This window comes from Streptomyces sparsogenes subsp. cuspidosporus, from assembly GCF_039532705.1.
Lineage (GTDB): Bacteria > Actinomycetota > Actinomycetes > Streptomycetales > Streptomycetaceae > Streptomyces > Streptomyces sparsogenes.
In genome coordinates this window covers 93,261-112,291 of sequence record NZ_BAAASD010000001.1, presented here as the reverse complement: position 1 = coordinate 112,291, position 19,031 = coordinate 93,261, and the positions used below count along the sequence as shown (strand labels likewise).

19 protein-coding genes and 2 pseudogenes are annotated in these 19,031 nt (G+C 73.5%); 14 read left to right on the top strand and 7 right to left on the bottom strand.

Annotated features, from left to right (window positions below; all coding sequences use genetic code 11):
• Nucleotides 1-153 precede the first annotated feature (153 nt).
• The gene (locus ABFY07_RS00445; RefSeq protein WP_346172468.1) at nt 154-1,383 is read left to right on the top strand and encodes a sensor histidine kinase; all 1,230 of its coding nucleotides are present in this window, start codon (nt 154-156) and stop codon (nt 1,381-1,383) included.
• On the top strand, nt 1,380-2,015 hold the full coding sequence (locus ABFY07_RS00440) for a response regulator (RefSeq protein WP_076971737.1): 636 nt from the start codon (nt 1,380-1,382) through the stop codon (nt 2,013-2,015). The genes ABFY07_RS00445 and ABFY07_RS00440 overlap by 4 nt, the downstream gene beginning before the upstream one ends.
• A 30-nt stretch (nt 2,016-2,045) precedes the next feature.
• On the opposite strand, the gene ABFY07_RS00435 is transcribed toward ABFY07_RS00440, so the two are convergent.
• The 3 genes from ABFY07_RS00435 to ABFY07_RS00425 are packed head-to-tail and all read right to left on the bottom strand — an operon-like array spanning nt 2,046 to nt 3,473.
• Nucleotides 2,046-2,297 (bottom strand): DUF4111 domain-containing protein, encoded by a 252-nt coding sequence (locus ABFY07_RS00435; protein WP_346172467.1) that lies wholly within the window; start codon nt 2,295-2,297, stop codon nt 2,046-2,048.
• Nucleotides 2,249-2,515: a hypothetical protein gene (locus ABFY07_RS00430; RefSeq protein WP_346172869.1), complete on the bottom strand. Its 267-nt coding sequence runs from the start codon at nt 2,513-2,515 to the stop codon at nt 2,249-2,251. Before ABFY07_RS00430 ends, ABFY07_RS00435 begins: the two co-directional genes overlap by 49 nt.
• Nucleotides 2,516-2,567: 52 nt before the next feature.
• On the bottom strand, nt 2,568-3,473 hold the full coding sequence (locus tag ABFY07_RS00425; RefSeq protein ID WP_346172466.1) for an NADP-dependent oxidoreductase: 906 nt from the start codon (nt 3,471-3,473) through the stop codon (nt 2,568-2,570).
• A gap of 124 nt (nt 3,474-3,597) precedes the next feature.
• Between ABFY07_RS00425 and ABFY07_RS00420 the strand changes: the two are divergent.
• Nucleotides 3,598-4,074: pseudogene (locus ABFY07_RS00420) on the top strand (LysR family substrate-binding domain-containing protein); the annotation flags it as partial.
• 24 nt (nt 4,075-4,098) lie between these two features.
• On the opposite strand, the gene ABFY07_RS00415 reads toward ABFY07_RS00420, so the two are convergent.
• Nucleotides 4,099-4,650 (bottom strand): TetR/AcrR family transcriptional regulator, encoded by a 552-nt coding sequence (locus ABFY07_RS00415; protein WP_346172465.1) that lies wholly within the window; start codon nt 4,648-4,650, stop codon nt 4,099-4,101.
• Here ABFY07_RS00415 and ABFY07_RS00410 point away from each other — a divergent pair.
• Nucleotides 4,605-5,210: pseudogene (locus ABFY07_RS00410) on the top strand (class I SAM-dependent methyltransferase); the annotation flags it as partial. The gene ABFY07_RS00415 and the pseudogene ABFY07_RS00410 overlap by 46 nt on opposite strands.
• Before the next feature lie 89 nt (nt 5,211-5,299).
• On the opposite strand, the gene ABFY07_RS00405 reads toward ABFY07_RS00410, so the two are convergent.
• Complete coding sequence (locus tag ABFY07_RS00405) at nt 5,300-5,950, bottom strand: TetR/AcrR family transcriptional regulator (protein WP_346172464.1); 651 nt, start codon at nt 5,948-5,950, stop codon at nt 5,300-5,302.
• Between the two features lie 223 nt (nt 5,951-6,173).
• Between ABFY07_RS00405 and ABFY07_RS00400 the strand changes: the two genes are divergently transcribed.
• The 3 genes from ABFY07_RS00400 to ABFY07_RS00390 all read left to right on the top strand — a co-directional run bounded on the left by ABFY07_RS00400 (nt 6,174) and on the right by ABFY07_RS00390 (nt 9,234).
• Entirely contained in the window at nt 6,174-6,827 is a 654-nt protein-coding gene (locus ABFY07_RS00400) for a CatB-related O-acetyltransferase (protein ID WP_346172463.1), read from the top strand.
• A gap of 88 nt (nt 6,828-6,915) precedes the next feature.
• Nucleotides 6,916-8,211: an erythromycin esterase family protein gene (locus tag ABFY07_RS00395; protein WP_346172462.1), complete on the top strand. Its 1,296-nt coding sequence runs from the start codon at nt 6,916-6,918 to the stop codon at nt 8,209-8,211.
• A 282-nt stretch (nt 8,212-8,493) separates the two neighbouring features.
• A complete protein-coding gene (locus ABFY07_RS00390; protein WP_346172461.1) occupies nt 8,494-9,234 on the top strand; it encodes an SOS response-associated peptidase in 741 nt (246 codons plus the stop codon).
• Between the two features lie 65 nt (nt 9,235-9,299).
• Here ABFY07_RS00390 and ABFY07_RS00385 read toward each other — a convergent pair whose 3' ends face one another.
• Together ABFY07_RS00385 and ABFY07_RS00380 are read right to left on the bottom strand one after the other, a co-directional pair.
• Complete coding sequence (locus ABFY07_RS00385) at nt 9,300-10,025, bottom strand: hypothetical protein (RefSeq protein ID WP_346172460.1); 726 nt, start codon at nt 10,023-10,025, stop codon at nt 9,300-9,302.
• A 76-nt stretch (nt 10,026-10,101) separates the two neighbouring features.
• Nucleotides 10,102-12,042, bottom strand: coding sequence for an AfsR/SARP family transcriptional regulator (locus ABFY07_RS00380; RefSeq protein ID WP_346172459.1), 1,941 nt, complete (start codon nt 12,040-12,042; stop codon nt 10,102-10,104).
• A gap of 113 nt (nt 12,043-12,155) precedes the next feature.
• Between ABFY07_RS00380 and ABFY07_RS00375 the strand changes: the two genes are divergently transcribed.
• The 7 genes from ABFY07_RS00375 to ABFY07_RS00345 all read left to right on the top strand — a co-directional run bounded on the left by ABFY07_RS00375 (nt 12,156) and on the right by ABFY07_RS00345 (nt 19,030).
• Entirely contained in the window at nt 12,156-13,034 is an 879-nt protein-coding gene (locus ABFY07_RS00375) for an alpha/beta fold hydrolase (protein WP_346172458.1), read from the top strand.
• 140 nt (nt 13,035-13,174) lie between these two features.
• On the top strand, nt 13,175-13,780 hold the full coding sequence (locus ABFY07_RS00370) for a phosphotransferase family protein (RefSeq protein ID WP_346172457.1): 606 nt from the start codon (nt 13,175-13,177) through the stop codon (nt 13,778-13,780).
• Between the two features lie 124 nt (nt 13,781-13,904).
• Nucleotides 13,905-15,191 (top strand): flavin-containing monooxygenase, encoded by a 1,287-nt coding sequence (locus ABFY07_RS00365; RefSeq protein ID WP_346172456.1) that lies wholly within the window; start codon nt 13,905-13,907, stop codon nt 15,189-15,191.
• Between the two features lie 7 nt (nt 15,192-15,198).
• Entirely contained in the window at nt 15,199-15,672 is a 474-nt protein-coding gene (locus ABFY07_RS00360) for a RidA family protein (protein WP_346172455.1), read from the top strand.
• A complete protein-coding gene (locus tag ABFY07_RS00355; protein WP_346172454.1) occupies nt 15,669-16,343 on the top strand; it encodes a DUF1028 domain-containing protein in 675 nt (224 codons plus the stop codon). The genes ABFY07_RS00360 and ABFY07_RS00355 overlap by 4 nt, the downstream gene beginning before the upstream one ends.
• Nucleotides 16,343-17,485, top strand: a complete 1,143-nt coding sequence (locus ABFY07_RS00350; RefSeq protein ID WP_346172453.1) for a M20 family metallopeptidase — start codon at nt 16,343-16,345, stop codon at nt 17,483-17,485. Before ABFY07_RS00355 ends, ABFY07_RS00350 begins: the two co-directional genes overlap by 1 nt.
• Nucleotides 17,486-17,662: 177 nt before the next feature.
• Nucleotides 17,663-19,030 (top strand): MFS transporter, encoded by a 1,368-nt coding sequence (locus ABFY07_RS00345; RefSeq protein ID WP_346172452.1) that lies wholly within the window; start codon nt 17,663-17,665, stop codon nt 19,028-19,030.
• Nucleotide 19,031: the final 1 nt, after the last annotated feature.

The following is a 19,031-nucleotide window of genomic DNA, read 5'->3' as shown; positions in this document are numbered from 1 at the left end:
CCGGTGGTGGAAGCGGTGTGTCACCACCATCCCCGCCGGCCGTCCGGCCGGGCATCCGGCCAGGGACGGCACTTCGCGGGCCGAATGGCGGCAGGCGGGTTCCACCTTTCGATGGAGGTCACGTCGGGGCGGCCTCCGTAGGCTGGAAGGACTGTGAACACTGCTGCCCCTGCCCTGACCCCCACCACCCGGGCCCTGACCTGGTGCCTGCACCTGCTCGTCGTCGGCCTGCTCGCCCTGGCCGGCGCCCGTGCCGTGACCGACGGCCGCCCGTACTGGGGGTGGGTCGTCGCCGCGGCGATCGTGTGCGCCGCGGTGTACGCGGCCGGGCCGCTGCTGCCCCGCGTCCGCCTCTCCCGGCGGGCCGCCTCCGGGTGGCTGGCCGCCGTGGGCGCCGGGTGGCTGCTGCTGCTCGCGCTGTCCCCCGACGGGGTGTGGGTCGCGTTCCCCCTGTACTTCCTCCAGCTCCACCTGCTCCCCCGGCGCGCCGGACTGGCCGCCGTGGCCGCGACCGCCCTCGCCGCGATCACCGCCTTCGCCGCCCACCAGCACGCCTTCAGCGCGGCCGTGGCCATCGGCCCCGCGCTGGGCGCCGCCGTCGCGGTGGCGGTGGTGTGGGGATACCAGGCCCTGTACCGGGAGAGCGAACACCGCAGACGCCTGATCGAGGAACTCACCGCCACCCGCGCCGATCTGGCCGAGGCCCAGCACACCGCCGGCGTGCTGGCCGAACGCGAGCGGCTGGCCCGGGAGATCCACGACACCCTCGCCCAGGGCCTGTCCAGCATTCAGCTGCTCCTGCGCGCCGCCGAACGTTCCCTGCCCGACCGGCCCGACGCCACCGCCCGCCATGTGGAGGCGGCCCGCCAGGCCGCCGTGGACAACCTCGCCGAGGCCCGCCGGTTCGTCGCCGCCCTCTCCCCGCCCGCCCTGGACGGCACCACCCTGGCCGGGGCGCTGGAGCGCCTGTGCGCCACCACCGGCGCCCGCCATCGGATCACCGCGCGCTTCCAGCTCACCGGCGCGCCGCGCCCGCTGCCGACCGCGCAGGAGATCGCCCTGCTGCGCGTCGCCCAGTCCGCCCTCGGCAACACGGTCCGCCACGCCCACGCCACCACCGTCGAGGTCGCCCTGGGCTACCTCGGCGACCACATCACCTTGGACGTCGTCGACGACGGCACCGGCTTCGACCCCGAGCGGCTGCCCGCCCCCGACCCCGAAAGCGGCGGCTTCGGCCTGGCGGCCATGCGCGCCCGCATGCGCGCGCTCGGCGGCACCCTGAGCATCGAGTCCGCCTCCGGCCGCGGCACCGCCCTGGCCGCCCGGTTGCCCCTGAACCCCGCCGCAGAAGCCGCACAAGCCGAGCCCGAGGCCCGCCCGTGACCGACACTCCCATCCGCCTTCTCCTGGCCGACGACCACCCCGTGGTCCGGGCCGGTCTGCGCGCCGTCCTGGAGACCGAGCCCGGTGTCCTCATCGCGGCCGAATCCGCCACCGGCGAGGACGCCGTCGCCCGCGCCGCCGAAGGCGATATCGATGTCGTGCTCATGGATCTGCAGTTCGGCAGAGGAATGAGCGGGGCCGAGGCCACCGCCCTGATCACCGCCCGGCCCGGCGCTCCCCGCGTCGTGATCGTGACCACGTACGACTCCGACGCCGACGCCCTGCGCGCCATCGAAGCCGGTGCGACCGGCTACCTCCTCAAGGACGCTCCCCCCGAGGATCTGGCCGCCGCCGTGCGCACCGCCGCCGCAGGCCGCACCGCCCTGGCGCCCGCGGTCGCGGAGCGGCTGATGAACCGGCTGCGCACGCCCGGCACCGCCCTGACCCGACGCGAGACCGAAGTCCTCGTCCTGGTTGCCGAAGGCCTGTCCAACCAAGCCATCGCCAAGCGCCTCCACCTGACCGAGGGCACCGTCAAGTCCCACCTGGCCCGCACCTACACCAAACTCGGCGTCGACTCGCGCACCGCCGCCGTCGCCACCGCCACCGAACTCGGCCTCATCCGCCGCTGACCGGCGCGGTCCGGGGCGGGGCGGGTGGGGTCAGGATCCGGCGGCCGACGCGAGCGCGGAGTCGATGGCGACGTCCAGGAAGGCGAGGGTGTCGCGGCGGCGGGCCACCGGGTTGCGGTAGCGGCGCCGCCCCTCCGCGCCGCCGGAGCGCAGGAACAGGCTCTCCTCGATGACGGGATGCCAGCGCGTGTCGAACGTTTTCCGGGCGTACCGGCCGGCGCCACACTTGGAGGTCATGCCTCCGGTGGCGAGGGTGCAGTGCAGCCGGCTGACGCCGAGCACCGCCCACACCGGGAACCATTCGGTGAGTCCGATGGCGAGCGAGAGGGGGCGCGGCTGTCGTTTCCGCTGCCACCACGGCCGCCGGGGTGGAAGTCGCCCAGCGCCACGGAGCCGACCAGGTAGAAGCCGGTGACCAGCCCCGGGGCCGACTCGTCGACGGCGGTCAGGAACGTGTCCACCGTCCGGCGGACCTCGGCGGGAAGATCGTCAGTCGGCATGACGGACAACCTACCCTCCGGCCCGCTGCGGCTCAGCACGGCTCGTCACCGCTCAGAAGGCCACGACGACCTTTCCCGTCAGGCCGCCTTGACGGAAGCGTTCGTGCGCGGCCTTGATCTCGTGCACGCCGAAGGTGGCGTGGACACGGAGCCGCAAGGATCCGGAGTCGACGAGTTCGGTCAGCTCGCTCAGCCCCGCGCCGTCCTCGCGTACCTGGTTGACGGTGGTACGGACACCACGGGAGGACAGGTCGGGGACCGGGCCGGCTTGAGTGGCGATCGACGCGTACCGGCCGCCGTCGGCCACCGCCTCGGTCACAAAGGCCCCGTAGGTGTCGAAGACCGCGTCATAGCGGCGGGCGTGAAGAGCGTGGGGATCGGTGGTGACGAGGTCGGCACCGTGATCGCGCGCGAAGCCCGCCTGCGCGTCCCGGGAGACCAGGGCGTCCACGGTGACGCCTCGGGCGCGGGCGATCTGCAGCGCCAGCCCTCCCACCGCGCCGGCGGCCCCGGCGATCAGCAGCCGCTCCCCGGCGTAGATCCCGAGCCAGTCCAGGGTCTGCCAGGCCGTCAGCCCGGCAAGGGGCAGGGTCGCCGCCTCGACCGGACTCACCGCCCGCGGCGCGACGGCAACCGCCCGCGCCGGGAGCGCGACCAGATCAGCCCATGTTCCCCGCCCGGAGCCGAGCTGGTGCGACATCGCGACGACGCGCTCCCCCGCGCGCAGCCCGCTGTCGCCCCCGTCCACCACGACGCCCGCCAGATCCCAGCCGAGGGTCATCGGCAGCGGCGGCGTTCCCTCACCGATGGCCCCCTCCCGCGTCTTGTCGTCGACAGGGTTGATGCTGGTCGCAACGGTCCTGATCAACACCTCGCCAGGGGCCGGCTCGGGCCGGGGAGCATCGACGAGGCCGAGGACCTCGGGGGTGCCGAAGCGGTCGATCCGTACAGCGCGCACAGCGGGGCCTTTCCCATGCCGACTGGTGACATGGCCTGCAACGCCTGCGGTGATCACGAGATTCCCGCCCTGCACCCGTGTTCAGAACGCCTGGATGCGTGGGCGGCGACAGCGTGGTGGGTACATCGACCTGCTGCGCGAACCGCCCCCCGACGAGACGGAGCTCGGCTTCTGGACGGTACTCGACGAGCCGTTCGTGGCCGTGCTGCCGGCCACGCAGCCGCTGGCCGCCCAACGGGTCGTGGGGCTGGGTCAGTTGGCGGACTCGCCCTTTGCGCTGCTCCCCCGCGCGGTCGGCCCGCAGTTGTACGACCAGATCACCGGCCTGTGCACCGCGGCAGGGTTCACCCCGCGGACAGCCCAGCACGCGGTGGAGTGGCAGACCGTGTGCGCCCTGGTGGAAACCGGTCTGGGCGTCTCCCTGGTGCCGGCGAGCATCCGGCGCATCCGTCTCAAAGGCGTCGCCTTCCGCGGGATCAAGCCCGGCACCGCCCGCACGCGCGTGGCCGTCGCCTGGCGCAGGGACGACCGGAACCCCCTGGTCGGACGTCTGCTGGCGACCGTCAGCCGAGATCGGCCGGACCGGCTCCAGGCGCGCTGAGAAGCAAGCGGGTTCCGGTGCCGGTCACCGGGCAGCCTCCACCAACGCGGACACCAGCCGCGTCATGGCCGGCCGCGGGTCGGGGGCGCCCGGCCAGCTGGTCATCAGGAGGTGGTGGGCGGTGCCGACGATGGCGAGGGCCACGGTGTGCGGATCGATGGTCCGCGCCACGCGGCCGAGCTTCTGTTCGTCCTGCACATAGCGGGTGATGGCCTCCTGGATCGCCGTGAAGCCGGGCGCCCCGCTCTCCAGGGCCTGACGGATGCGCAGGGCGGCCGCGGGGCGGGTCATGGCGAAGCCCGAGAGGGCCGGGCCGCCGGAGCGGAACAGCGCGAGGGCGACGGCGTCGAGGTTCTCCGCCACCGTGCCCTGCCCGGCGAGCCGCGACAGCGCCTGGGCCTTCGCCGCCGTGCGCGCGAACCGGTCGGGGCACAGCTCGGCCACGAACTCGTCGAATCCGGCGAAGTACGCGTGCAGCAGGCCCTTGGCGCAGCCCGCCTCGGCGGTGACGGCCCGGCTGGTGAGCGCGCCGGGCCCGCGCGGAGGGCGAGGGCATCGCCAACGCCTGCTTCGCACAAGGCGACGCGCAGGTGTTCCGCTTCGAGGCGGAGGCGTTCGACTCCGCGATCAGCCGCTACGGGGTGATGTTCTTCGCCGACCCCGTAGCGGCCTTCCGCAACATCCGCCACGCGCTGCGGCCCGGCGGACGCCAGGCGTTCGTCTGCCCGGCCGACGCCGGGCTCAACGGCTGGGCGGCGGCGGTGGCGTCCCTGCGCGACTTCCTGCCGGTCGGCGACTTCGGGAGGCCGGGGCTGCCCGGCATGTTCTCCCTGGCCGACGCGGACAGCATCCGTACCGTCCTCACCGAGGCGGGGTTCACCGGCATCGCCGTCGACCAGGCGCAGGCCCACGGCGCATGGGGACACGGGGCCGAGGACGCGGCGGACTTCCTGCTGGAATCGGGCCCCGGCCGCCACCTGCTGGCCGAGGCCGACGCGAACACGCGGGCCCGCGCCCGCCGCACCCTGACGGACCATCTGCGCGACCATGTGACGGCGGACGGCACGGTACGGCTGCTCAGCACGTCGTGGCTGGTCACAGCGGACCGCCCGGCCGGCCCCTCGGGCAGGCCCTGACCTCTCGGCGTCGCTGACGCCCCCCGCAGGCGGGCGCCGCCCTGTCGGCCACCGCCGACGGACCCCCACCACGGGGCGGGGCGGGTCCCTCAGGTGTCGCCCACCGGCGGGGACTCGGTGAAGGCGCCGGCCGATGCGGCGAGGGCGGCGGTGGTGGCCGCCTGCTCGGGCAGGCGCGGGTCGGGTGGCGTGCGGAGGAGCACCAGCTGGTGGTAGAGGGGCGCGGTGGCGGCGATGAGGAGTCGCCGGGCGTCGGTGTCCGGTGGGAGTTCGCCGCGCCGGACCGCCCTGGCGGCGATGACCTCGCAGCGGGCGTACCGGTCCTCCCACAGCCGCCGCTGGGCGCGGTCGGCCTTCTCGGAGCGGAACGAGGCGGCGATCAGGGCCGCCACGATCGGCGGCTGCGCGGTCAGCGCGTCCTGGATCTCCTGGTTGAGCGCCGCCAGGTCCCCTCTCAGGGAGCCGGTGTCCGGGGGCTGCCAGCCGTCGTCGCCCGCCGCGTCCAGGACGTCGGCGAGCAGGCCGCCGACGTCGCCCCAGCGCCGGTAGACCGTGGCGCGGTGCACGCCGGCGCGGGCGGCGACGGCCTCCATGGTGAGCCCGTCGTACCCGGCCTCGCCGAGCTCCGCGAGGACCGCGTCGAGGACCTGCGTACGGACACGGGCGGTACGGCCGCCGGGGCGGCGGCGCGGCGGCGACGCGGGCCGGTCGCCGGCCGGTTGTGGCGCTGGGGAAGTCATCGCTGGTCATCCGGTTGCTCGGTGGGATGGCGTCGTGGCACCATCTTAAAGTAACAGCTGTCGCACTAGGGTCCGTCCAGTGGCGTGGTCGACGCTCTTCCGGCCCGCGCTCGCCGTCAGCAGGTCCTTCGACGACAGGCCCGTCCGGACACCCGCGTCCGGCGCCCGCGCCTGACGCCCCGAAGCCCGCGACACCCCTTTTCCAGGAAGGAAACGACCGGTCATGCCGCCTGTGCCCGCCGACCCGACCGTGGTGCACCCGATGCCCGAGCAGCCGCGCGTGGTGCTGTTGAAACCGCTGATCACCTCCCCGCTCATCGAGGTCGGGGAGTTCTCCTACTACGACGACCCCGACGATCCGACCGCCTTCGAGACCCGCAACGTGCTGTACCACTACGGGCCGGAGAAGCTGGTCATCGGGAAGTTCTGCGCACTGGGCGAGGGCGTGCGGTTCATCATGAACGGGGCCAACCACCGCATGGACGGCCCCTCGACCTTCCCCTTCCCCATCATGGGCGGTTCCTGGGCCGAGCACGTCGATCTCATCACCGGTCTGCCGGGACGCGGAGACACCGTGGTGGGCAACGACGTCTGGTTCGGCTACCGGTCCATGGTCATGCCCGGCGTCCGCATCGGCCATGGAGCGATCATCGCCTCCGGGTCGGTCGTCACGGACGACGTACCCGACTACGGCATCGTCGGCGGCAACCCCGCCCGGCTCATCCGCCGCCGCTACAGCGACGCCGACATCGACCGCCTCCTCGCAGTGGCCTGGTGGGACTGGCCGCCCCAGCACCTCACCGAACACCTCCGCACGATCATGTCCGGAACCATCGACGACCTGGAAAAGGCGGCGCCCCCGCGCCCCCGCCCCTGACCCAGCCGCGAGCCGACACGTCAACGCCCCCGCCGCTTCAGAACTCCGGCACTTCCGAGCTACCGCACTTTTCGAATCGAGCCCCAGCATGCCTGCTCCGTCCCACCCCGGCCCGTTCGCCGATCGGCTACGCGGCCACGCCGTCCCACTCACCCACCTCGACCCGACGGCACCCCTCGACGACCTGGAACCGCTCCGCGACATCATCGGCGACGCGCGTGTCGTCGCCATCGGCGAGCACTCCCACTTCATCGGCGAGTTCGCGGCCCTGCGCCGGCGCATCCTGCGATTCCTCGTCGAACGCTGCGGATTCACCGTCCTGGCCTTCGAATACGGCTTCAGCGAAGGCTTTCCCCTCGACGACTGGGCCCAAGGAGAGGACGCGGACGACGATCTCTCGGCCCACCTCGCCACGGCGATCCCCATAGGACTGGATGAACCGCTGCGCTGGATCCGCCGGCACAACCGCACAGCCTCGCAACCGGTGCGCTTCGCCGGTGTCGACATCCCGGCGGCCGGCGGGTCCTTGCTTCCCGCCCTGACCCCCGTCGCCGACTACCTGCGCCGGGTCGATCCCGAAACCCTGCCGGCGATCCAGGCGGCGATACGGATCGCCGAATCGTTCGCCGGCGGCTCCGGGGCCGTGGCCGCCCCCGCGTGGGCGCGCCTGGCCACCGCCGAACAGGACGCCCTCAGCGCGGCCCTGACGCGCCTGCTCATCCGCTTCCGCTCCGTCGAACCGCTGTACGTCTCCCGCAGCGACCAGCACACCTACGACATCGCCCTGCGACGCCTCGAAGGCGCCTGCCACGCCGACTACACCTTCCGCGCCATGGCCGAGCTCTTCGCCGGAAACGGCCTGACCGCCGACACCTCGGCCCGCGACCTCTACATGGCCCAGTCGGTCCTGTGGCACCTGCGGCGCTTCGAACCGGGAACCCGCGTCGTGCTCGCGGCCCACAACGCCCACATCCAGAAGACACCCGTCGCCTTCGACGGCCGGCTCACCGGGCTCCCGATGGGGCAACACCTGCACCGCCTGCTCGGCGACGAGTACTTCGCCCTCGGCCTGACCAGCACCACCGGACACACCGCGGAGATGCACCGCGACGAGAACACGCGATTCGGCTTCGCCATCGCCAACACCCCGCTGGGGCCACCCGAGCCCGGAAGCATCGAAGCCGCCTTCGCCGAAGCCGACCTCGGGCTCGCCCTCGCCGACCTCCGCCGGGCACGCCTCCGCCCCCCCGGCGACACCGGCCCCGCCCCGGGCCCCGACCGCCTCCGGCTGCAGAGCACCTACCTGCACACCCCCGTCCTCGACGCCTTCGACGCCATCCTCAACACCCCGACCTCCACCGTCGCCGACGACATCCACATCTGAGGACCCCGGCCTCCGGCCGACACCCGTCCTCGGAACTGGTGCGTGACGAAGCAGCTGGTCCACGGCCGCTGCTCATCACCCGCCGCCGTTCCGACGACGACCGGCGTGGCCGGATCGTCGCCCTCACCGGCCCCGGACGTGAACTGAGCGACCCGCCGCCCCTGCGGGCCGCGCCGGCGCCGTGGAGGCGCGGACGCATTCCACAGGGGCAGAGCACGACCGTGGTGAGGTGATCCGTGTGGAATCCGCCGTCCCGGGGCGGGCGCGTGGCACAGTGGCGGCATGTGCGGCCGCTATGTCTCCACCCGCAGTCCGCAGGACCTGACCCGGCTCTTCCACGTCACCGACTGGCGCCCCGCCGAGACACTGGCACCGAGCTGGAACGTCGCCCCCACCGACGAGGTCTACGCCGTCCTCCAGCGCGCCCCGCGCCACGGCGGCGACACGTCGGTGCGCAGGGAGCTGCGGGCGCTGCGGTGGGGCATGGTGCCCTCCTGGGCGAAGGACCCGAAGATCGGCTCTCGGATGATCAACGCGCGGGTGGAGACCGTGCATCAGAAACCCGCCTACCGTCGTGCCTTCGCCCGCCACCGCTGTCTGCTGCCGGCCGACGGCTTCTACGAGTGGCAGCCGGTCGAGAACGAAAGCACCGGCAGGACCCGCAAGCAGCCGTACTTCGTCCACCCCGCCGACGGCGGGGTGATGGCCCTCGCCGGCCTGTACGCGTACTGGCGGAACCAGGAGATCGAGAACGACGACGATCCGGCCGCCTGGCTGATGACCTGCACCATCATCACCACCGAGGCCACCGACGCGGCCGGTCGCATCCACCCCCGCATGCCGCTCGCCCTCACCCCGGACCACTACGACGCGTGGCTGGACCCCCGGCGTGAGGACGCCGGCGGCCTGCGCGCCCTGCTCACCCAGCCCGCGGACGGACACCTCGACGCCCGGCCCGTCTCCGTGGCCGTGAACAACACCCGCAACAACGGCCCGCAACTCCTGGACGAGGTCGCCACGTAGGGGTGCGGCCGGTGCCGCGGCCGTGGCGGTGCGGCCGGTGACCGCTCGGACGCCGCACGACATGATCAGCCGGCGATCGTGGTCAGGCCGGCGATACCGGCGGCGTAGAGGATCAGCACGGCGATGCTGTCGATGCCCATGCGCAGGTGTTGCCGCTTCGGCCGGAAGATCAGACCGGCGATGTAGACGGTGGTGAGGACGATGCCGAGGGCGGTGAGATAGATGTCGGTGTGGTGTGCGGTGGGCAGGAACAGCACCGGAAGGAACGCGTTGCCGCCGAAGATGTCGCTGACGGCGAGCTGGTAGTCGCCCAGTTCGGTCGAGGTCAGTCCGGTGCTGATTTCCGGCAGGGCGGTGGCGGCGGCCAGCACGGTGGCACCGAACAGGACGCCGCTCAGGCCCTGCCGGGCGAAGAACTCCTCGCCGCTGCGCTCGATCACCACACCGGCGATCAGCGTTGCCGCGGCGGCGGCGGTGAAGACCAGGGCCGCCCGCACGGTGCTGACCCCTTGGTCGGTGGCGGCCTTCTCCTTCTTGCCCTTGGAGTGACCACGCGGCTCCGGCTGGGCGCCGGGGGCGTCCCCGCCCTCCCGCCAGGGCAGTCCCTTGCCGGCCCGGTCGAGCAGCACCAGGCCGATGACCCACAGGGCGGCGATGACCAGGGAGGCGGGGCTGAGGCGGCCGAAGGACAGGTCGCCGGGCAGCTGGCTGCCCATCACGACCACGGCCGGGGTCATGGTGCTGCCGGGGGCGGCGGTCTCCGCCTTCGGCCTGCGCGGCGCCAGGCCCACCGGCGGGAGGCGGAATGAGCCGGGCCCGCGCACGGCGTAGGTCCGGAAACCGGAAGAACCCCCCAGCCGGGGCCGCTCACCCCGCTCCGGCGGCGCATGCCTCCGCCTCGGCCAGGTACCGCGCCACCGGGCCGAGGGTCAGCATTCCGCTGGCGGCGCCGGCGTGTTCCGCGCGGGCCTCGCGCAGGGCCGCCGCGGCCCGTGCGGCCGTTCCGCGCTCGCCGAGGCGTACGGCGGCGCGGGCGGTCAGACACCACAGCGCCTCCTGCATGTGGTCGCGCGGCGGCTCGGGCACCGCGGCGAGGGCCGTACGGGCCTCCTCGATCCGGTCCTGGGCGAGCAGCAGGAGGGGGCGCGCCCAGGGGCGGTAGGGGCCCCAGTCGAGACGCGGGTCGGTGGGCGCCGGCCGGTCGTGAAGCAGGCGCAGCCCCAGCAGGGCGAGCGGGAACAGGCCGCGGTGCAGCCCCGGCATGCCGGCCGTCCGGAGGGCGTCCTCGGCGGCGCGGTAGCGCGCCGCGGCGGTGGCGGCGGTCGGTCCGCCGGGTTCGGTGCTGCGGGCGGCCGTGGCCCGGGCCCGGAACCACCCGGTGAGGACGGGGACGAGGGGCGCCTCGGCGGTGGCGGCGAGCTGTTCGGCGGCCTCGGCGTGCGAGGTGGCGGCGTCGAGGTCGCCGAGGGCGGAGGCGGACTGCAGGCGGACGAGCCGGCCGAGGACGGCGAAGTCCGGCAGCCCGTGCCGGGTGGCCAGGTCGAGGATCTCGGCGCCGATCACGTCCCGTACCGCCGCGAGCCCGGGGCGGCTGAAGGACTGCAGGAACACGCCGTTGAGGGCGAACGCCAGCAGGGCGGGATCGGCCAGGTCCCGCGCCAGCGCCTCGGCCTGCCGTGCCGCCTGCCGTGCGCGCTCCAGCTCGGTCCCGGACAGGTCGGCGCTGCGGCTCTCCACGGCGATCGTGGCCAGGAGGCGGGCGGACAGGTCGGCGGGGCCGCCGGGGCCGAGCGCGGTGAGCGTACGCTCGGCCGCCGCGACGACCGCGCGGGACTGCTCGGGGTCGTCGGCGCGGCTCCAGAGGGCGGGCACGTCGTAGGCGCCGATGATCCGGGCGGTCAGGGATAGGTCTCCGGTGCGTTCCGCCGCCTGGACGGCGGCGAGGCGGTCGCGCCGCGAGTGGACGAGGGCGTCGCCACCCGCCAGGGCGAGGGTGCGGGCCAGCTCCACGGTGGTGCGCGGGCCGAGCCGGACGCCAGGGCCCGCCCACGCGGTACGCACGCCTTCGGGGGGCGCGGATCCGCTGAGGAGGTCCGTCTCCAGGCGCTGGAGGTCGGTGCCGGGGTCGAGCCCGAGCTGATCGACGAGCATCGCGCGGGCGCGGCGGAGGGTGGCCAGCGCGTCGGCCTGGCGGCCCGCGCGGTGGAGCGCGCGGGCGAGCAGCCCCCAGGCCGGCTCGCGCCACGGATGTTCGGCCACGTGGGCACCCAGTGCGGCGACGAGATCGGCCCCCTCCCCGGAGTCGAGGAGGATACGGGCGCGCAGCTCCACGCCCTCCAGCCGCAGCTCCTCCAGTCGGGTCCGCTCGCGCCGCGCCCACGCGGAGCCGGGCACATCGGCGTAGGCGGGTCCGCGCCAGGCCGCGAGTGCCGCGCCGAGGTCGGTCACCGCGCCGGGGTCGCGCCGGGCGCGGGCCAGGGTGTCCTGGAACCGGTGGACGTCCACGTCCTCGCGCGGCAGGCGCAGCGCGTAGCCGGGGCCTTCGGTGACGAGTACGCGCGGCGCGTCGCGGGGTGGCCGGTCGGGCTCGAGGGCGCGGCGCAGCGCGGCGACGAACGTGCGCAGGGCGCCCAGGGCGCGGGCCGGCGGATCGGTCCACAGGTCGTCGACGAGGGTGTCGGTGGTGACCATCCGTCCCTCGGCGGCGACGAGCCGGGCGAGCACCTCGCGATGGCGGGGGCCGCCCAGGTCGACCGGGCTGCCGTCGTCCCGGAGGGCCCGCACGGCACCGAGCACATCGATTCTCATGTCCCCATCCTCCGTGCCGGGGGCCGGCCGCGCCGAACCGTGCTGATCGGCTGCTGATCGCCGTCGTCCAGGGTGATCCCGTCAGTCCCCCACCCGAAGAGAGAGGGCCTTTCATGACGCTCACCATTCCCGGCTTCGACCACCTCCGGCTGCCCGGTGCGGACGGTGTGGAGCTGGCTGCCGCCGTCGGCGGCAGCGGCAGCCCGGTGGTGCTGTTGCACGGTTTCCCCCAGACCCATCTGATGTGGCGACACGTCGCCGAGCGGCTCGCCGACGGGCACACGGTGATCTGTCCCGACCTGCGGGGCTACGGCGCCAGCGACAAGCCGGCGGCCACCGGGCCCGAGGTGTACGCCAAGCGCACCATGGCCGCCGACGTCGTGGCCCTGGCGGCGGCGCTGGGCCACGAGCGCTTCGCCCTCGTCGGTCACGACCGGGGTGCCCTGGTCGCCTTCCGGGCGGGGTTGGACCACCCTGAGACCGTCACCCACCTGGGGATCCTGGACATCGTGCCGACACTCGACATGTGGGACGTCCTGCGCGGCGCCTCGGCGGCGGTCGGCTACCACCTCTTCCTCATGGCGCAGCCGCCGGGCCTGCCGGAGGTGATGATCGCCAACAGCGCGGACGCCTTCTTCGGCTCGTTCCTCGACGCCTGGGCCAATGACCCGACCGCCATGCCGGAGGAGGTGCGTGCCGAGTACCTGCGGGCCAGCGCCGCGGCGGTGACGTCGATCGTCGCGGACTACCGGGCCTCGGCGGGCATCGACGTCACCCAGGACCAGGCGGATCTGGACGCCGGGTCCCAGCTGGCCATGCCCGTGACGGTCGTCCAGCAGGACTGGGGCGCGCGGCTGGGGTACGACGCCGCCGGGGTGTGGAAGGCGTGGGCGCCGGACCTGGACCACCGGCTGACCTCCGCGGGACACTTCATGGCCGAGGAGGCACCCGACGAGGTCGCGGGGGCGATCCGGGACCTGCTGGTCCGCTGAGCGTCCTGTTTCCGCTCACCGCTGGGCCAGGGCCGGGCCCCTGGTCGCCCGCAACTGCGTAGGATCAGGCGGCGAGTTGGCGGTCCGGCTCGTCCGGTCCCGCGGTGAGTGGCCCGTGGTCGGGCCGAGGAGGGACAGGCGTGAGCCGACAGCACGAGGACGGCCAGGTGGCCGCGGCCTCCGCGGCGCTCAAGGCCGCGGGGGTCGCCGACGCGGACACCGCGCGCTGCACGCCCCTGTCCGGCGGGACGTACAACACCGTGGTGGGCGTCGTCTTCGAGGACCACCGGCGGTGGGTGGTGAAGATCCCCCCGCCCCCGTCGGCTCCCGGGCTCAGCCACGAGAAGGAGCTCCTCCGGGGCGAAGTGGCGTTCTACACCTCGGCGGCCACGGCGCCGGGCATCCCGGTGCCCACGGTGTTGCACAGCGAACTCGACCCGTACGCGGCCGGCGGGCCGTATCTGATCAGCACCCTGTGCCCCGGCAGACCCTGGAACGGGCTGTCGGAGACGATCCGGGACGACGAGCGCCGCCGGCTCAGAACGGAGCTGGGGGCGGTGGTGGCCCGCCTCCACACCGTGGCGGGGACCGGCTTCGGCTACCCCGCCGCACCGCTGGGCCCGCCGCCGGCCACCTGGCGGCAGACCCTCAGCGGCGTCATCGACGGCGAGCGGATGTCCCGCACCCGGAAGCGTGTGACCCCGCACCTCCTCGCGGCAGTCGAAACCCTCGACACTCACATCTGAAAATCAGATCTCCTTCAACGGAAACATCTGTTGGACAGATTTTCGGCCACCCCCTCAGGATGTCTCGTGCGGTAGCGCAGTCGTCGCGACACCGGGATGGACTACCGCCTGAGTGGAGGCTGAGATGCCGAGTGAAGAGACTGAAGTGGTCGTCGTCGGGGCGGGCCAGGCGGGCGTGGCGATGAGCGAACACCTGGGGGCCCATGGCGTACCGCACATCGTGCTGGAGCGGCACCGTGTCGCCGAGCGGTGGCGTTCGGAGCGGTGGGATTCCCTGGTGGCGAACGGGCCCGCGTGGCACGACCGGTTTCCGGGGATGGAGTTCTCCGACGTCGCCCCCGATGCCTTCGCCTCGAAGGAGCAGGTCGCGGACTACTTCGTCACCTACGCCGAGAAGATCGGCGCCCCGATCCGGTGCGGTGTCGAGGTGACCGAAGTGCGCCGGCACACCGGTCGGCCCGGTTTCCGGGTCGAGACGTCCGAGGGCTCCCTCGACGCCCGCTTCGTCGTGGCCGCGACCGGACCGTTCCAGCGGCCCGTGATCCCGCCCATCGTCCCGGACGGCGCCGTCCCCGTACAGCTTCACTCCAGCGGGTACCGCAACCCGGAGCAGCTGCCCGAGGGCGCGGTCCTGGTGGTGGGGGCCGGCTCCTCGGGGGTGCAGATCGCCGACGAGTTGCGCCGGTCCGGCCGCCGGGTGTTCCTCTCCGTCGGTCCGCACGACCGCCCGCCCCGCGAGTACCGCGGACGTGACTTCTGCTGGTGGCTCGGTGTGCTCGGGATCTGGGACGCGGAGACGCCTCCCCGGGGGGCCGAGCATGTGACGATAGCCGTCAGTGGCGCCCGCGGCGGCCACACCGTGGACTTCCGCGCCCTGGCCGCCACCGGGATCGAGCTGGTCGGCATGGCCGCGTCCTACGACGACGGTGTTCTGCGCTTCGCGCCGGACCTCGCCGCCAACATCGCGCTCGGCGACGGCAAGTACCTGGCGTTCCTCCGGGCGGCCGACGAGTACATCGAGCGCAACGGGCTCGACTTCCCCGAGGAGCCGGAGGCCCATGTCCTGGGGCCGGACCCGGAGTGTGCGACCAGGCCCCGCCTGGAGCTCGACCTGGCCGGGGCCGGGGTCACCTCGATCGTCTGGGCGACGGGCTTCGCCACCGACTACAGCTGGCTCCAGGTCGACGCGTTCGACGAGAACGGCCGGCCGAACCACCGGCGCGGGGTGTCCTCCGAGCCCGGCGTCTACTTCCTGGGCCTGCCCTGGCTGTCCCGCCGGGGCTCCAGCTTCATCTGGGGGGTATGGCACGACGCCAGGTATGTCGCCGACCACATCACGACCCAGCAGGGCTACCTCGCGTACGGCACCACCGACCGGCCCGGCGGCGCGCCGGCGTTCGGGAAGAACTGAGGAGCACATGATGACCTCCACGAGCCAGGGCCACCAGGCGAAGGCCCCGATCGTCGCCGGCGGACACACCCGCATCCGGCCGTTCAACACGCGCGACACCTATCCCGAGCAGAACCTCGACAACGACCTCTGCCAGGTCGTGGTCGCCGGCAACACCGTGTACGTCCGGGGTCAGATCGGCCAGGACCTCGACACCAGCGAGTCCGTGGGCATCGGCGATGCCGAGGCCCAGGCCGAGCAGGCCATGGCCAACATCAACAAGCTGCTCGAAGAAGCCGGCAGCCGGATGGAACACCTGGTCAAGCTGACCATCTACCTGATCGACCCGCGCTACCGCGAGGCGGTGTACCGCACCGTGGGCCGCTGGACGAGGGGCGTGCACCCCATCTCCACCGGCCTGGTGGTCTCCGCCCTCGCCCGCCCGGAATGGCTGTGCGAGATCGACGCGATCGCCGTGATCCCCGAGGAGGGGCAGGCATGACCTTCTCCCTGGTGGCACGCGACGGTGAGCGGTTCGGCATCGTGGCCAGCTCGTCGAGTCCCGCGGTCGCCGCCCGAGTCGCCCATCTGCGGCCCGGGGTCGGCGCGGCGGCTTCCCAGAACGTCACCGACCCCACGCTCGGCACGAGCCTGCTGGAGCGGCTGGCGGACCACGGCGACGCCGAGCGCGCCCTCGCCGATGTCACCGGCGCGGCGCGGAACGCGAAGACCATCGCGTACCGGCAGCTGACCGTGCTGGGCCGCTCCGGGGCCGGGTTCGCGTACAGCGGCTCGCGGACGCTCGGCAAGCACGCCTCGGCCACCGCGGACGGCGCGGTGGCGGCCGGCAACATGCTGTCCGGCGAGCACATCCCCGGCGTTCTCCTCGACGCGTATCTGGCGGCCGACGGGGAGCTCGAGGAGCGGCTGCTCACCGCCCTGAAGGCCGCCGTCGCGGCCGGTGGCGAGGAGGGGCCGGTGTACTCCGCGGGCCTGGCGGTCGTCGCGGACGTGGACTGGCGGGTGACCGACCTGCGGGTGGACTGGGCCGAGGATCCCGTGGACCGGCTCGGCGAACTCCTCGACGTCTGGCTGCCGCAGCGGGACGACTACGTGCGGCGCGGACTCGACCCCGCCTCCGCCCCTTCCTACGGCGTCCCCGGTGACCGGTGATGGGCGCGCTGAAAGAGGCGGCCCGGCAGGCGGTCGACCGACGGGCCGAGGATCTGATCGGACTGTCCGAGCGGCTGCACGCCGACCCGGAGACCGCCTGGGAGGAACACCGGGCCGCGGCCGCCGTGCCCGAGCTGCTGGACCGCGCCGGGTTCGACGTCACCTCGTCCTACCTGGGCCTGGAGACGGCGTTCCTGGCGCGGTACGGGAGCGGGCCCGTCCGGGTCGCGCTGTGCGCCGAGTACGACGCGCTGCCCGGTCTCGGCCACGCGTGCGGGCACAACCTCATCGCGGCGAGTTCGGTGGGGGCCGCGCTGGGCCTCGCCGCCGTCGCCGATGACGCCGGTCTCACCGTCGAGGTCTACGGCACCCCGGCCGAGGAGGGCGGCGGCGGCAAGATCGAGATGCTCGACCGGGGAGCCTTCGCCGGAGTGGACCTCGCGATGATGGCGCACCCCGCGCCGGTCGACGTGGCCGAGGCCCGTCCGTTCGCGGTCAGCCACTCCAGGATCTCCTACACCGGGAAGTCCGCGCACGCCGCGGCCTATCCGGAGGCCGGAGTCAACGCGGCCGACGCCTTCACCGTGGCCCAGGTCGCGATCGGCCTGCTGCGCCAGCAGCTGCCGCCCTCGGCCCGGGTCCACGGGGTGGTGACCCACGCCGGGGACGCCCCGAACGCCATCCCGGAGCGGACGACCGGCCGGTGGTACGTACGGGCGGAGACGCTGGCCGAACTGGCCGAGCTGGAGCCGCGGGTCATGCGGGCCTTCGAGGCCGGTGCGCTCGCGACCGGGTGCGAGCTGGAGGTCGAGCCGGAGAGCAAGCCGTACGCCGAGTTCCGTGCGGACGAGACCGCCCTCGGGCACTACCGCGCGAACGCCCGCGCTCTGGGGCGGGAGTTCGCGCCGCCCGGCCAGGCGGCGAGGATGAACCGCGCCTCCACCGACATGGGCAACGTCTCGCAGGTGGTGCCGGCCATCCACCCCTACATCGGCATCGGCTCCCTGCCCGCCACCAACCACCAGCGCGAGTTCGCCGCGCACTGCGTGGGCGGGACGGCGCAGCGGGCCCTGCTCGACGGGGCGATCGCGCTGGCCTGGACCGGCGTGGACCGAAGCGCGCCGGCCCGGGCGGCGTCCTGACGGGGCCGGCCGGCCCCTCCCCCCGACCAGCCACTCCCCTGATCAGCCACTCCCTCTGCTCGGTCTGACTCCTGATCGGCCCGACCCCTGATCTGCCTGCCCGCGCCCTGAGGGCGCGGCGCCGGCGGCCCCGGCACAGCGCCGGCCTTGTCCACCCATCTTCACAAGGAGGTGCGTATGCGCACCTGGAACAGCGACCCCACGACGACCGAGACAGAGACAGCCACCGACGTGGTCGCACTGCGCAAGAGCGTCGCCGCGGGAGCCGTGGGCGTGTTCGTGCACTGGTTCGACTGGGCCGCCTACGCCTATCTCGCCGGTACCGTCGCGACCGTGTTCTTCCCGGCCGAGAACAGCACGACCGGACTGCTCGCCGTGTTCGGGGTGTTCGCGGTGTCGTTCGGCATCCGGCCGATCGGCGCCCTGGTGTTCGGGCCGCTCGGCGACCGGATCGGCCGCAAGCGCACCCTGTCACTGGTGATCTTCATGATGTCGGGCGCCACCCTGGCGATCGGTCTGCTGCCCGGCTACGCGTCGATCGGTATCGCCGCCCCGGTGCTCCTGGTGGTCCTGCGCCTGATCCAGGGGTTCGCGGCGGGTGGCGAGTTCGGCAGCGCCGCGAGCTTCCTGGCCGAGAGCGCGCCCCGGCGCCGTCGCGGATTCGGGGTGAGCTGGCTGGAGGTCGGCTCCCTGCTGGGTTTCCTCGCCGGCTCGTTCGTCTTCCTGCTGCTGTCGGCGGGGCTCGACGACCACCAGCTGACCTCCTGGGGCTGGCGCGTTCCCTTCCTCGTCTCCGCGCCGCTGGGCGTCATCGGCCTGATCATCCGCAACAAGATCGAGGACACCCCGGAGTACCGGGCCCTGGCGGCCGGCGACGCCATCCCGCGCAGCCCCGTGCGGGAGCTGCTGCGTTCCCACAAGAGACAGTTGCTCCAGGCCGCGGGCCTGATGGCGGCCATGCACGTGCCCTTCTACGCGGTGCTGACCTACCTCGTCACCTATGAGACCGACCACCTGGGGCACTCGGCCGACAGCGCCGCCCTGCTGTCCACGGTGATCTCGCTGCTGGGTCTTGTGCTCGTGCCGCTGTTCGGCCTGCTGTCCGACCGCGTGGGACGCAAGCCGGTGTTCGTCGGGGCGACGGCGGCCCTGCTGGTCGTGTCCACCCCGGCCTTCCTCCTGATGCGGACCGGGCTCGCCGGGACCTGGGTCGCCGGTCTGCTGCTGGGCGTGATCCTGGCGGCGATCCTCGGCACGTACGCGGTGTGGTCGGCGGAGGTCTTCCCCACCCGTACGCGTCAGAGCGGGCTGTCCATCGCCTACAACGTCACCGCCGCCCTGTTCGCCGGCACGGTGCCGTATCTGATGACCGTGCTCATCTCCGCGACCGGCAGCAGCCTGGTGCCCGGCCCGTACCTGATGGTGTTCGCCGTCGGCGGTCTCGTCGCCGCCCTCTCCCTGAGGGAGACCGCCGGTTCCGCCCTGTTGCGCCCCGAGGACACCGCCGACCTGCCCCTGCGGACACCGGCGGACGACGCCGCATAGG